A 13,884-nucleotide genomic window follows, 5' to 3' on the forward strand; every position below is an offset into this window, starting at 1 on the left:
TCAGCGGGCGAGTGCCGCGAGCACTTCCGCACGCGGCAGGGCGACGTCTTCTGTCACGGTGTCGTAGCGGCGCACGAGCGAGCCGTCGCGGAAGGTGGGCCAGCCGGGATCGCCGGTCTCGGCGAAGCGGATCCAGTCGGCGTGCATGCGCGTGGCCAGCTGCTGCGGGGCCCGGGTGCCGCCCATCGTGATGGCGCCATCGTCGCCGAGCGCGTCGAAGACGAAGCCGAGTTCGAGGGCGTGCGCGGCGCGGAGGTCGCGGACCGGGCTCGGCCAGGCGAACTCGTAGACGAACGTGGGTGCGCCGCGCAACCGTGCGACCTCGATCGCCGGCTGCCGCACCAGCAGATCCGTCAGCACCTGTCCGATGATCTCTCCCGCAGGGGCGTCGGGCAGCGCGGTCCGGTACGCGCGCCATACGCCGCGCGGCAGACGCTTCGCGAGCGCGAGGAGGGCGTACGTCCGCCGCGAGAGCTTCGCGAGCGCCTCGGGTGGATACCAGAGGCGGTACTCGTCGGTGTTGGTGCCGATGATGACCGGAACGTCGACATCGACGAGGGCGCGTCGGGGGTTCTCCGGGAGTGTCATCGGATCGATGGTCGCGTTGTATCCCGGTGCCGCCTTGAGCAGGGTGGATGCCGCCGAGAGTTCGTCCCTCGCCGCGACGAGACGCTCCGGCGGGATCCGGCGGAACTCCTCGGCGGTGGCGGGGATTCCGAGCCGGCGAGCGATGTCGCGCGCGGGCCGGGCGGCGCGCTCGGGCGTCGCGGCGTCCAGCGGCCCCGACTCGATGATCGCCCCCGCGATGAGCGGGCGCAGGTCCTCGCGGGCCAGAAGCGCAGCGACGACGGCACCGCCGGCGGACTCGCCGAAGATCGTGATCCGCGAGGGATCGCCGCCGAAGCGGGCGATGTTCCGATGGGTCCACCGCAGTGCCTCGGCCGCATCCGCGAGCCCGATGTTCCTGGGTGCACCGGGCAGGACCGAGAACCCCTCGGCGCCCAGACGGTAGTTCGCCGAGACGAAGACGACGCCGTCGCGGGCGAACGGGGTGCCGTCGTACACGCTGATCGCCGCCGTGCCGCGCTCGAGCGCTCCACCGTGGAACCAGAGCATGACCGCGGCGCCGTCCGCATCCGCCGGTCGCCACACGTTCACCGTCAGGATGTCGTCGCCGGGGATCAGGGTCGAGGGGAGGAGCTTGCCGATCTCGCCCGGATAGGGCGACTGCGGCGATGAGGGCCCGAACACGGTGGCCTCTCGCACCCCGTCCCAGGTCGCGACCGGCTCGGGAAGAGCGAATCGGCGCGCTCCGACCGGTGGTTTCGCGTAGGGGACGCCGAGGTAGCGCTCGATCCCCTCGGAGAGGGCTCCGGATACGACTCCGGTCTCGGTGTGGATGACGGGATGCGACATGCGACCTCCTCTCGAGAGTCTACGGGCGGCCTACCGGCGACTCGCCTCGCGAGCGCGCTAGAATTGGCACTCCCAGACCTCGAGTGCCAGGAGGGAGTGCGCATGGTCAGCGATCGGGGGCTCGACGTGCTTCGGGCGATCGTCCAGGACTACGTGGAGACGCGCGAACCCGTCGGCAGCAAGTCGATCGTCGAACGTCATTCGTTCGGCGTGTCCGCCGCGACGATCCGCAACGACATGGCGCTGCTCGAGGACGAGGAGCTCATCACCGCACCGCACACCTCGTCCGGTCGGGTGCCGACCGACAAGGGCTACCGCGTCTTCGTGAACCACCTCGCCGAACTGCGGCCCCTCACGAGTGCCCAGCGCTCGGCGATCACGGCGTTCCTCGGGGCTCCGGCCGATCTGGACGACATGCTCGGGCGCACAGTCCGTGCGCTGACCCAACTCACCGGTCAGGTCGCCCTGGTGCAGTATCCGTCGTTCGAGCGCGCGAGCATCACGCACGTCGAACTCGTCCACCTCGGCGGGTCGCGTCTGGTCGTCGTGCTCGTCACCGACACCGGTCGGGTGTCGCAGCGTCTGATGGCAGGGCCCGAGCCGCTCGAGGAGACGGATGTGGCGACGCTCCGCGCGCAGGTGTCGGTGCTCGTGACCGGGCGGCCCGTGCGCGAGGGCACGCAACGCGTGGCGCAGGCTCTGGCCGAGACGTTGACCGACAGTCGGGCCGACCGCGCCCTTGGCGCGCTCCTGCGCACCGTCGGCGAGGAGCTCGACGAGTTCCGGCAGGACCGGCTGGTCATGGCGGGAACCGCCAACCTCGCCCGGGCCGAGGGCGACTTCCGCGGCAGCATCTACCCGCTGCTGGAAGCGATCGAGGAGCAGGTGACGCTGCTGCGTCTGATGGGCGAGATGGTGGCCGACGAGCAGGGGCTCGCCGCATCCATCGGACGCGAGAACGAGGCGTTCGGACTCGTCGAGGCGTCGGTGGTGGCCAGCGATTACGACACGACCGGAGGTCAGGCGCGCGTGGGCGTGCTCGGACCCACCCGGATGGACTACTCCAGCAACCTCGCGGCCGTCCGCGCCGTGGCTCACTACCTGAGCCGGCTGCTGGAAGACGACGAACGCGCGCGCTGAGCGCGTGCGAGACGATTCCGCGGCACGCGGACGGGAAGGCTGAAGTGGCAGACCACTACGAAGTACTCGGGGTGCCTCGCGACGCATCGCAGGACGACATCAAGAAGGCGTACCGCAAGCTCGCGCGCCAGCTGCATCCCGATGTGAACCCCGGTGAGGATGCGGCGGAGCGCTTCAAGCTCGTCACGCACGCCTACGACGTGCTGAGCGACAGTGAGCAGCGTCGCCGGTACGACATGGGCAGCGACGGCGGCGGATTCGGTGGTGCGCAGGGCTTCGGCGGGTTCAGCGACATCTTCGACACGTTCTTCGGCGGCGGCGGCGCAGGACGGGTGCGCCCGCGCTCGCGCACCGAACGCGGCCAGGATGCCCTCGTGCGCGTGACGCTCGAGCTGCGAGAGGTGATCTTCGGCGCCCACCGCGACATCGAGGTGGACACCGCTGTGCTGTGCGAGACGTGCGAGGGCGGGTGCTGCCAGCCCGGCACGTCGCCGGTCACGTGCGACATCTGCCACGGCAGCGGCCACGTGCAGCGCACGGTCCGCAGCCTGCTCGGCAACGTCGTCACCAACCAGCCCTGCGCGACGTGCCAGGGATACGGCACCACCATCCCGTACCCGTGCGCCACCTGCCAGGGCCAGGGTCGGGTGCGTGCGCGTCGCACGGTCTCGGTCGACATCCCCGCGGGCGTCGAGACGGGCCTGCGCCTGCAGCTTCCCGGCTCGGGCGAGGTGGGCCCTGCGGGAGGCCCCCACGGCGACCTGTATCTGGAGATCACGGTGGCCGCCGACGAGGTCTTCAGTCGCGACGGCGACGACCTGCTCGCGACGCTCGACGTCTCGATGCCCGACGCCATCCTCGGCACCACCACCCGCATCGAGGCGCTGGACGGTCACGTCGAACTCGAACTGCGCGCCGGAGTCCAGGCCGGCGACGTGCTGACGATCAAGGGACGCGGGATCACGCCGCTTCGCGGCAATCAGCGCGGCGACCTGAAGATCGGCGTGCACGTGGTCACCCCGACCCGCCTCGACCACAAGGAGCGGGCGCTCATCGAGGAGTTCGCGAAGAAGACGAAGGCGCCGGCTCCCCGCCTGTCGGAGTTCCAGCAGGGCCTGTTCGCCAAGCTGCGCGACCGCTTCCGCAACGGCTGATCCGATGGCGCTGCACTTCCTGCTCGACGACGCCTCCGATGCGCATCCCGGCCGCACGGTCGTGCTGACCGGAGCCGAGGCGCACCACGCCGCCACCGTGCGGCGCGTGCGCGTCGGCGAGGAGGTCACGATCGGTGACGGACGGGGCGTCTGGGCGACCGGGACGTGCGTCAGCGTCGCGCCGCGCGAAGTGGCGGTCGAGATCGGGCGGCGCGAGGACGTTCCGGCCCCCGCGCCGCGCCTCGTCCTCGTTCAAGCGCTGGCGAAAGGCGATCGCGACGAGATGGCGGTGCAGGCCGCGACGGAGCTCGGCGTCGCCGAGGTCGTGCCCTGGCAGGCCGCGCGCAGCGTCTCGCGCTGGGACTCCGCCAAGGCGGTCAAAGGCCGCGCCCGCTGGGCGCAGATCGTCCGCGAGGCCGCCAAGCAGGCGCATCGCGCGTGGGTGCCGGAAGTGAGCGAGGTCCGCACCAGCGCGCAGATCGCGCAGCGCGCGGCCACCGTCCCGACGCTCGTGCTGGAGCCCGGCGCATCCGAGTCGCTCAGCGCCAGGATGCAGGAGCTGCACGGTGCCCCCGAGATCTTGCTGGTCGTGGGGCCCGAAGGAGGGATCGACGCGGGCGAGCTCGACACGTTCGCCGCCGCGGGCGCGCACCCGGTCCGGCTCGGAAGCGGAGTCCTCCGCACCTCGACCGCGGGACCCGCCGCCCTCGCCGCCATCGAGGCTCTCCTGGGTCGGTGGTGAACGCGCGCGCATAGACTGGAGGAATGAGCGAGCCGTCCGTGTTCACCCGCATCCTGCAGGGCGAGATCCCCGCGGAGATCCTCGTCGAGACCGAGCGCGTCTTCGTCATCCGTGACATCGCGCCCCAGGCTCCCGTCCACCTTCTGGTCATCCCGAAGACTTCCGAGTACCGCGACGTCGTGTCGCTCGCGGCGCAGGCGCCCGATCTGCTCGCCGAGATGGTCGAGGTCGCCGGCTCGGTCGCCGCGCAGCACGCGGACGGCGACTTCCGCCTCGTCTTCAACTCTGGTGCCGGCGCCGGTCAGACCGTCTTCCACGTGCACGCGCACGTCCTCGCCGGCGATCTTTCGGAGGGGAGTGTCGGTGCCTGAGCAGCCCCAGCCCGAAGCCGTCGAGAAGCTGATGGCCGACGGCATCGCCATGGTGCAGCTTCTCGGACCGCAGGACCGCCTCCTGCGCGTGGTCGAGCGCGAGCATCCGGATGTCGACGTCCACGTGCGCGGCAACGAGATCACCCTCTCGGGTTCGGCCGCCGAGGTCGCCGCAGCGAAGACGCTCGTGGAGGAGCTGCTGGTCATGACCCGCCGCGGGCAGGACCTCGGCCCCGCCGACGTCGCGTCGTCGCGCCGCATCCTCGACACCGACGGCGGGATGCGTCCGTCGGAGGTCATGGGCGAGGCGATCCTGTCGTCGCGCGGCAAGGTCATCCGCCCGAAGACGCTCGGGCAGAAGGCCTATGTCGACGCGATCGAAGAGAACACGATCGTGTTCGGCATCGGCCCCGCTGGCACAGGCAAGACCTACCTGGCGATGGCGAAGGCCGTCCAGGCGCTCCAGCGCAAGGAGGTCAGTCGCATCATCCTCAGCCGGCCGGCGATCGAAGCGGGGGAGCGCCTCGGGTTCCTCCCCGGCTCGCTGACCGACAAGATCGATCCGTACCTGCGGCCTCTCTACGACGCGCTCAACGAGATGCTCGACCCGGAGCTCGTTCCCAAGCTCATGGCGAGTGGAACCATCGAGGTGGCGCCGCTCGCCTACATGCGCGGGCGGACGCTCAACGACTCCTTCGTGGTGCTCGACGAAGCGCAGAACACGACGCCCGAGCAGATGAAGATGTTCCTCACCCGCCTGGGGTTCGGCACACGCATGGTCGTCACCGGCGACATCACTCAGATCGACCTGCCGCAGGGAGCATCCGGCCTGCGCCTGGTGACGCGGGTGCTCAAAGACATCGACGACATCCACTTCTCCTACCTCACCAGCGACGACGTGGTGCGCCACACCCTCGTCGGGAAGATCGTCGACGCCTACACCGAGTTCGATGAGCGACGCCTCGCCTCCCGGCGTGAGCGGGATGAGGCCAGCGAGCTCGCCAATCGTGCCCAGAGGCGCGGGGGCGCGCGCGACCACCTTCCGAAGCGAGGACGCTCATGACGATCGAGATCACCAACGAGTCCGGAATCGACGTCGACGAGACCGTGCTGCTGCGACTCATGGAGAGCAACTTCTCCGAGCTCCACATCAGCGCGGACGCCGACGTCGCGATCCTGCTGGTCGACGAGGGCGCCATGGAGGCGCTGCACGTGCAGTGGATGGACGAGCCGGGACCGACCGACGTGCTGAGCTTCCCGATGGACGAGCTGCGGCCCGGCTCCGAAGAGGCCCCGACGCCTTCCGGCCTCCTGGGCGACATCGTGCTGTGCCCGCAGGTCGCCGAGACCCAGGCGCGTGAGGCGAAGCCGCCGCATCCGATGCAGGACGAGCTGATCATGCTCACCACGCACGGGCTGTTGCACCTGCTCGGCTTCGATCACGCCGAGCCCGATGATGCAGCCGAGATGTTCGGCCTGCAACGCGATCTCATCGTCGCCTTCACCCTCGCCGAGCGGCGCAGGGCGCGGGGATGACCGCTGCGCTGCTGCTGACCGCGGCCGTTCTGCTCATCGCGTTCGGCGCTCTCATGGCCGCGATCGACGCGGCGTTCGGCGTCACCTCGCGCCAGGACCTCGTCGATCTCTCGGGGTCCGGGCGCAACGCCGTGCCGCTCGGTCGTATCAGCGCCGACCCGGAGGCGCACGCCAACGCGGTGGCCTTCATCCGCGTCCTGGCGGAGACCGGTGCCGCGGTGCTCGTGACCGCCGCGTTCGACCAGCTGTTCGACAACGTCTGGTGGGCGATCCTGGCGGCCGTCGTGCTCATGACGGGCCTGTCGTTCGTCGCTGTCGGTGTCAGCCCCCGCTCGGTGGGTCGTCGCCATGCCGAGGGTCTGCTGCGCGGAGCCGCGCCGGTGATCCGGGGCGTCCGCATCCTCCTCGGCCCGCTCGCACACGGCCTCGTCGCGCTGAGCAGTCGGGTGACACCGGGCGGCGCGCGCGGGGCATCCTTCGACACCGAGGAACAGCTGCTCAGCATGGTCGACGAAGCCGCCATGCACGACCTGATCGAAGAGGACGACCGCGAGCTGATCCACTCGGTCTTCGAGTTCACCGGCACCTACGTGCGCGCCGTCATGGTGCCGCGCACCGACCTCGTCACGCTCGCGGAGGACGACACGGCGCGAGAGGCGCTGCGGATCTTCCTCGACACGGGGGTCTCGCGCATCCCCGTCCTCACCGCCGACGGCGAAGACGTCAGCGGCATCCTCTATCTCAAGGACCTCGTGCGTCGCGCGTTCCGTGACGAGCAGGACTGGGGTGCGCAGTCGGTGGCGCAGCTGGCACGCGTCCCCGTTTTCGTGCCCGAGTCGATGCGCGTCGAGCCGTTGCTGCAGCAGATGCAGCGCGACGCGGTGCACGTGTGCATGGTCGTCGACGAGTACGGCGGCATCGCGGGGCTCGTGACCCTCGAGGACGTCATCGAGGAGCTCGTGGGGGAGATCGCCGACGAGTACGACGCCCCGGCGACGGAAGTCGTCGAGCTCAGCCCCGATCGCTATCGGGTGAGCGCTCGCCTCGGCCTGGACGCGGTCGGTGAGTTGTTCGGCCTCGAGCTCGACGACGACGAGGTCGATTCCATCGGCGGGCTCTTGGGCAAGGTGCTGGGCCGGGTTCCGCAGCCCGGTGCCAGCGTCACGTACGAGGGCCTCAACCTGACAGGCGGGGCGTCGCGCGGGCGGGGGCGCGGACTCGCGACGGTCCTGGTCGAGCGTGCCCCGGAACCGCAGACGGATACCCGGACGGGTTCGATCCCCGTGCCGGTGAAGGGAGAACGATGACCGACGAGCACCGCAGCGGCTTCGTGACATTCGTGGGCCGCCCGAACGTCGGCAAGTCGACGCTCACCAACGCGCTCGTGGGCGAGAAGATCGCCATCACGAGCGAGAAGCCGCAGACGACGCGTCGCGCGATCCGCGGCATCGTGAATCGGCCGGCCGGCCAGCTCGTCGTCGTCGACACGCCGGGACTGCACCGACCCCGCACCCTGCTCGGGCAGCGCCTGAACGACCTGGTCGAGGATGTGCTCGGTGACGTCGACGTCATCGCCTTCTGCGCGCCGGCGACCGAGAAGGTCGGTCCCGGTGACCGCCGCATCGCGGAGTCGTTGAACGGCTACCCCCGCGCGCGGAAGGTCGCCGTGGTCACGAAGACGGATGCCGCATCCCGTGAGCAGATCACCGAGCGACTGATCGAGGTGGACTCCCTCCGCGAGGACTGGGATGCGGTCATCCCGCTCTCCGCGCTGACGGGAGAGCAGCTGGGAGTGCTCTCCGACGAGCTGCTGGCCCTCATGCCCGCCGGTCCTGCGCTGTACGACTCGGATGTGGTGACGGACGAGACCACGGAGGACCGCATCGCCGAGATCATCCGTGAAGCGGCCCTGGGCGATGCGCGCGAGGAGCTCCCGCACTCCATCGCGGTCGTCGTCCAAGACATCTCCGAGCGTGAGGATTCGGATCTGACGGATGTGTTCGCCGACATCGTCGTTGAACGTGACAGTCAGAAGGCGATCATCATCGGACGCAAGGGGCAGCGCCTGCGCGATGTGGGCGCGGCCTCGCGCGCCGGGATCGAGCAGCTGCTGGGGCGCCGGGTGTACCTGTCGCTGCACGTGCGCGTGGCGAAGGAGTGGCAGCGCGACCCGAAGCAGCTGGGGCGCCTCGGCTTCTGACTCGCCGGGTGTAAGCTGTCGGCATGCGCGCGGCCGTGCTTCTCCTTAGTCGCCGCGACGAGACCTCGATCTAGGGCCCTTCTCGTCGCGGAGCTCGTCGACGGCCCGCATCATCCGACGAGGAAAGCAGCCATGGAGAACACTCAGAAGCCGTCCGGCATGCCGACGCACAAGTACCGCCCGTTCCACGAGCAGATCCGTGTGGATCTGCCCGATCGCACCTGGCCCGGCAAGCGCATCACCGAGGCGCCGCGCTGGTGTGCGGTCGATCTGCGCGACGGCAACCAGGCACTGATCGACCCGATGAGTCCCGAGCGCAAGCGCGTCATGTTCGACCTGCTCGTGCGCATGGGCTACAAGGAGATCGAGGTCGGCTTCCCGAGCGCGAGCCAGACGGACTTCGACTTCGTGCGTGAGCTGATCGAGAAGGACCTCATCCCCGACGACGTCACCATCCAGGTGCTCACGCAGGCGCGCCAACACCTGATCGAGCGCACCTACGAGGCCATCGCCGGTGCCAAGCAGGCGATCGTCCACCTGTACAACTCCACGAGCGTGCTGCAGCGCGACGTCGTCTTCCGGACGGACAAGCAGGGCATCATCGACATCGCGCTCGAGGGTGCGCGGCTCTGCCGCGAATACGAGAAGCGCGTCCCCGAGACCGCGGTCTACTACGAGTACTCGCCCGAGAGCTACACGGGTACCGAGCTCGAGTTCGCGGCCGAGATCTGCAACGCCGTGCTCGAGATCCTGGAACCGACGCCCGAGCGCAAGGTGATCATCAACCTGCCCGCCACCGTGGAGATGGCGACCCCGAACGTCTACGCCGATTCGATCGAGTGGATGGGGCGCAACCTCAACCATCGCGAGAACGTCATCATCTCGCTGCATCCGCACAACGACCGCGGCACGGCCGTCGCCGCGGCGGAGCTGGGCTACATGGCCGGCGCCGATCGCATCGAGGGCTGCTTGTTCGGCAACGGTGAGCGCACGGGCAACGTCGACCTGGTCGCCCTGGGGATCAACCTGTTCACGCAGGGCATCGACCCCCAGATCGACTTCAGCGACATCGACCAGATCAAGCGCACGGCCGAGTACTGCAACCAGTTGCCCGTTCCCGAGCGCAGCCCGTGGGCCGGCGACCTCGTCTTCACGGCCTTCAGCGGTTCGCACCAGGACGCCATCAAGAAGGGCTTCGAGGCGATGGCCGCCGAAGCGGCGTCGCGCGGTGTCTCGGTCGATGAGATCGAGTGGGCCGTACCGTATCTGCCGATCGACCCCAAGGATCTGGGCCGGTCCTATGAGGCCGTCATCCGGGTCAACTCGCAGTCGGGCAAGGGCGGGGTGGCATACCTGCTCAAGACCGACCACGCGCTGGATCTGCCCCGCAAGCTCCAGATCGAGTTCTCCGGGGTCGTTCAGGCCAAGACCGACGCCGAAGGCGGCGAGGTCACGAGCGACCAGATCTGGTCGGTCTTCTCCGACGAGTACCTGCCTTCGGAGTCGGAAGACGCCCGCTGGGGCCGTTTCGAACTCCTCGGTACTCGGACCTCGAGCGAGATGACCGGCGACGTCGAGCTGAACGTGCGTCTGCGCGACGGCGACACCGTCGAGGATGCGACCGCGAACGGCAACGGCCCCATCGCGGCCTTCCTCGAGGTGCTGCGAACCCGTGGGTTCGACATCTCGCTGTACGACTACGTCGAGCACACCATGAGTGCAGGCGGCGACGCGCAGGCGGCGGCCTATGTCGAGCTGCAGGTCGATGGCGAGCGTCTGTGGGGCGTCGGCATCGACGGAGACATCTCCACGGCGAGCCTCAAGGCGGTCGTCTCGAGCGTCAACCGCGCGATCCGCACCCGCGAGCGCGAGCTGGTCGCCAGCGCCTGATCCCGCATCCCCGCATCCCCACCTCCGCGGGCGTTCACTCGGGCTCGGCGGCGGGGCGCACGATCGGGATCGCCGCGGTCTCCACGGCGACCTTGCGCCGGTACAGCATGCGCTGCTCCGGGAGTGACAGGTCGAAGATCACCGCGAGGATGCGGATGGTGGTCGTCACGGCGATCCCCACGATCGCCGCGGCGACGAGGTTCACTCCGAACGCGTCCAGCGTCGCGAGCACGACGCATCCGGCCGCTGCGGCCACGGCGTAGAGCGACCCGACGTGCATGATGGCGACCGGCAGACCCATGATCACGTCACGGAGCACCCCACCGCCCACGGCCGCGCAGACGCCGACGAAAACGGCGGGAACGACCGGAAGCCCCAGGGCGAGGGCCTTGCTCGTGCCGAAGGCACCGAAGAGTCCGATGACGAACGCGTCGAGCGAGACGATGACCCGGTTCAGACGCTGGAAGAGGCCCGCCAGCAGCATCCCGATGAGGGATGCTGCCATCGCGGTGAGCAGGTACCAGTCACTCTGCAGGGTGGCGGGAGCGACGCCGAGCAGCAGATCGCGGATCAGACCGCCTCCCATGCCGAACAGGATGCCGATGATCGCCACCCCGAGCAGATCGAGGCGACGCTGGCCGCGAAAGCCGGACGCGAAGAGCGCGCCCTGCACGCCTCCGAGGGCGACGGCGGTGAGATCGGCCCACAGGGGGATCACGAAGAGCGGCTCGGTCACGCATCCATTGTCTCTGCTCCGCGGGATAATCGAGTGTGCCCACCTATCGCGACGAGGTCGTGGTCCTGCGCACCCACAAGCTGGGTGAGGCGGATCGGATCGTCACCATGCTCGGGCGCCGCACCGGCAAGATCCGCGCCGTCGCGAAGGGCGTGCGCCGCACGTCGTCCCGGCTGGGCGCGAGGCTGGAACCCTTCATGGTCGCCGACGTCCAGCTGTACGCGGGCCGCTCGCTCGACATCGTTCAGCAGGCCGAATCGCTGGGCACCTACGGCGCCGACATCGCCGGCGACTACGACAGCTACACGGCCGCGAGCGCGATGGCTGAGACCGCCGACCGGCTCGGCGACGCCGAAGCGTCCTCGTCGCACTATCTCCTGCTGGTGGGAGGCTTGCGGGCGCTCGCTCGCGCCGATCATGCGCCGCGCAGCATCCTCGACTCCTACCTCCTGCGCGCCCTCGCCCTCTCGGGCTGGGCTCCGGGCCTCGACGACTGCGCGCGATGCGGCACGCCCGGCCCGCACAGCGCGTTCGTCGCTCAGGCGGGCGGCATGGTGTGTCCCTCCTGCGCGCCCGCGGGGTCCGCGCGCGTCGATGTCGAGACCACGGGCCACCTCCGCGCGCTGCTGACCGGCGACTGGGAGAGCGTGGATGCCGCTGCCGAGCGCACGCACGCGTCCGCCTCCGGACTCGTCGCCGCCTATGCGCAGTGGCATCTCGAGCGCGGCATCCGATCCCTGTCCCACGTGGAAAGAGCCCGATGAGCCCGAAGCCCTACACGCACCGGGATGCGGTGCCCTATCGACCGGTCGACTGGACGGGGGAGTATCCACCCGCCTACCAGCGCGGCACGGTGCCGCGTCACGTGGCGATCGTGATGGACGGCAACGGGCGATGGGCGAACGGCCGCGGCCTCACGCGTGTCGAGGGGCACAAGGCGGGGGAGGCGGCCCTGCTGGACGTGGTCGCCGGTGCGATTCAGGCCGGCGTCACCCACCTCTCCGTCTACGCGTTCTCGACGGAGAACTGGAGCCGTTCGCCCGACGAGGTGCGCTTCCTGATGGGCTTCAACCGCGACGTGCTCCACCGCCGTCGCGACCAGCTCAACGAGTGGGGCGTGCGGGTCCGGTGGGCCGGCCGCAAACCACGGCTGTGGGGCTCGGTCATCAAAGAGCTCCAGTACGCCGAAGAGCTCACGCGCGACAACACGGTGCTGACGCTGACGATGTGCGTGAACTACGGAGGTCGGGTCGAGCTCGTCGACGCCATGCGGTCGATCGCGGATGATGTCGCCGCCGGGCGCCTGCGGCCGTCCGCCGTCACGGAGAAACTCGTCCAGCGTCGGCTCTACCAGCCTGATATGCCGGATGTGGACCTGTTCGTCCGATCCAGCGGTGAACAGCGCACCTCCAACTTCCTCCTCTGGGAGTCCGCGTACGCCGAGTTCGTGTTCCTCGACACCCTCTGGCCCGACTTCGGCCGCCGTGATCTGTGGCGGGCGATCGACATGTACCTGGGCCGCGATCGCCGGTTCGGCGGCGCCGTCGACGCACCTCGCGCGTGACGCGGCCTCAGCCGATGCCGAGCTCCGCGTCCGTCTTCGGATACGAACGCTGCAGCCACGCGCCGAATCCCTTCCGGGCGAGGCACGCGGTGTTGTCTGCGCAGGCGATCACCGGATCCTCCTTCGCGTAGATGCGGTAGGTGTCGACCTTGCGATTGAGGACATCGCCGCCGAGGTTGACGGGCAGATTCTGCGAGGGATATCCCACGAAGTAACGGATGGCGTCCGTCGGATACCCGACGCTCTGTGCCGCCGCCCGTACGATCGCGCCGGTCGCGCCGTGGTCGGGGTGATCGCCCTGTGTCAGGGGCGAGTTGGCGGGAACGTGGGTGAACAACCGGGTGGGTGCCCACGCCGTGATCGCCTCGGCGACGGTCTGCTGCAGCACCGCGGCGCTGAGGGGCGGTGCGCCGTCGATGGGGGCGAGCGCCGGGATCGCGCCGGATTCCAGCTGCGGAATGCTGGCGTGGCCGGTGGCGGTGAACCCGCCCGCATCGAGACCGCCGTCGGGAAGACGAAGGAACGCCACACTCAACTTGGGGTCGCCCTGGCGGGAGAACAACGTGACGTGTGCGCCGGACAGAGTGGTGATGCTGGTCTCGTCCCAGAACGCCTGTGCGCCGCGCATCGTGTTGTAGGCACGCAGGATGCCGAGTTCGCGCGACCGGGAGTAGTTCGTGCCCTTGCCGGCGTCTCCGGCGGTCAGGTAGAGCGTGCGGACGCATTCGCCGTTGCTCACAGCCTCCTGGAGCGACGGGTTCGCGAAGATCAGATCGTCGTCCTGGTGGGCCCACACGGACATCACAGACGTCGTGTCGCACCCGAGCGCGAGCGGGGAGACCGGCGCCGGTGGCGGTGGGGGCGGCGGAGGGATGTCGGGCGTCTGCACCGGCGTGGGCAGCGGCGCGGGATCCGGTGAGTGGATCGCCGAGGGCGACGAACTGGGTGACGGCTCCGCGGCGAACGGGAAGGACGCCGGCAGCTGCGGCAGGACCACGGCTGCCGCCGTGGTGGCGCCCACCGCCAGGACGGCGATGAGCGAACTCACCCAGATGACTGTGCGGCGTCGACGCCGTCGTGCGTGGCGCGCGTCGCGCGCCGGGGTTCGGGTCCCCACGTGCTTTCCCCATGTTGC

14 protein-coding genes are annotated in these 13,884 nt (G+C 69.6%); 11 read left to right on the top strand and 3 right to left on the bottom strand.

Annotated elements, in window-relative coordinates:
* Positions 1-1,416, bottom strand: coding sequence for a carboxylesterase/lipase family protein (locus EHF32_RS03495; protein WP_137416837.1), 1,416 nt, complete (start codon positions 1,414-1,416; stop codon positions 1-3).
* Between the two features lie 102 nt (positions 1,417-1,518).
* Between EHF32_RS03495 and hrcA the strand changes: the two genes are divergently transcribed.
* From hrcA to leuA, 9 genes are all read left to right on the top strand, one after another.
* Positions 1,519-2,556 carry a heat-inducible transcriptional repressor HrcA gene (hrcA, locus tag EHF32_RS03500; RefSeq protein ID WP_137416838.1) on the top strand — a complete coding sequence of 346 codons (1,038 nt, stop codon included), beginning with the start codon at positions 1,519-1,521 and terminating at the stop codon, positions 2,554-2,556.
* Positions 2,557-2,600: 44 nt separating this feature from the next.
* A complete protein-coding gene (dnaJ, locus tag EHF32_RS03505) occupies positions 2,601-3,710 on the top strand; it encodes a molecular chaperone DnaJ (protein ID WP_137416839.1) in 1,110 nt (369 codons plus the stop codon).
* A 4-nt stretch (positions 3,711-3,714) separates the two neighbouring features.
* Entirely contained in the window at positions 3,715-4,452 is a 738-nt protein-coding gene (locus tag EHF32_RS03510; protein ID WP_137416840.1) for a 16S rRNA (uracil(1498)-N(3))-methyltransferase, read from the top strand.
* A gap of 23 nt (positions 4,453-4,475) precedes the next feature.
* Positions 4,476-4,823: an HIT domain-containing protein gene (locus EHF32_RS03515; RefSeq protein WP_137416841.1), complete on the top strand. Its 348-nt coding sequence runs from the start codon at positions 4,476-4,478 to the stop codon at positions 4,821-4,823.
* Positions 4,824-4,854: 31 nt separating this feature from the next.
* Positions 4,855-5,886 (top strand): PhoH family protein, encoded by a 1,032-nt coding sequence (locus tag EHF32_RS03520; protein WP_137419099.1) that lies wholly within the window; start codon positions 4,855-4,857, stop codon positions 5,884-5,886.
* Positions 5,883-6,359, top strand: coding sequence for an rRNA maturation RNase YbeY (gene ybeY, locus EHF32_RS03525; RefSeq protein WP_137416842.1), 477 nt, complete (start codon positions 5,883-5,885; stop codon positions 6,357-6,359). The genes EHF32_RS03520 and ybeY overlap by 4 nt, the downstream gene beginning before the upstream one ends.
* Complete coding sequence (locus EHF32_RS03530; RefSeq protein WP_137416843.1) at positions 6,356-7,666, top strand: hemolysin family protein; 1,311 nt, start codon at positions 6,356-6,358, stop codon at positions 7,664-7,666. The genes ybeY and EHF32_RS03530 overlap by 4 nt, the downstream gene beginning before the upstream one ends.
* On the top strand, positions 7,663-8,559 hold the full coding sequence (era, locus tag EHF32_RS03535; RefSeq protein WP_137416844.1) for a GTPase Era: 897 nt from the start codon (positions 7,663-7,665) through the stop codon (positions 8,557-8,559). Before EHF32_RS03530 ends, era begins: the two co-directional genes overlap by 4 nt.
* A gap of 132 nt (positions 8,560-8,691) precedes the next feature.
* On the top strand, positions 8,692-10,449 hold the full coding sequence (gene leuA / locus EHF32_RS03540) for a 2-isopropylmalate synthase (RefSeq protein ID WP_137416845.1): 1,758 nt from the start codon (positions 8,692-8,694) through the stop codon (positions 10,447-10,449).
* Positions 10,450-10,483: 34 nt separating this feature from the next.
* On the opposite strand, the gene EHF32_RS03545 is transcribed toward leuA, so the two are convergent.
* Complete coding sequence (locus EHF32_RS03545; protein WP_137416846.1) at positions 10,484-11,185, bottom strand: trimeric intracellular cation channel family protein; 702 nt, start codon at positions 11,183-11,185, stop codon at positions 10,484-10,486.
* Between the two features lie 35 nt (positions 11,186-11,220).
* Here EHF32_RS03545 and recO point away from each other — a divergent pair, with 35 nt between their 5' ends.
* On the top strand, positions 11,221-11,949 hold the full coding sequence (gene recO / locus EHF32_RS03550) for a DNA repair protein RecO (protein ID WP_137416847.1): 729 nt from the start codon (positions 11,221-11,223) through the stop codon (positions 11,947-11,949).
* Positions 11,946-12,749: an isoprenyl transferase gene (locus EHF32_RS03555; protein ID WP_137416848.1), complete on the top strand. Its 804-nt coding sequence runs from the start codon at positions 11,946-11,948 to the stop codon at positions 12,747-12,749. Before recO ends, EHF32_RS03555 begins: the two co-directional genes overlap by 4 nt.
* A gap of 7 nt (positions 12,750-12,756) precedes the next feature.
* Here the strand turns inward: EHF32_RS03555 and EHF32_RS03560 are convergent, their stop codons facing one another.
* A complete protein-coding gene (locus EHF32_RS03560; protein ID WP_137416849.1) occupies positions 12,757-13,797 on the bottom strand; it encodes a PIG-L family deacetylase in 1,041 nt (346 codons plus the stop codon).
* Between the last annotated feature and the right edge of the window lie 87 nt (positions 13,798-13,884).

Source organism: Microbacterium sp. RG1 (assembly GCF_005347485.1).
GTDB lineage: Bacteria > Actinomycetota > Actinomycetes > Actinomycetales > Microbacteriaceae > Microbacterium > Microbacterium binotii_A.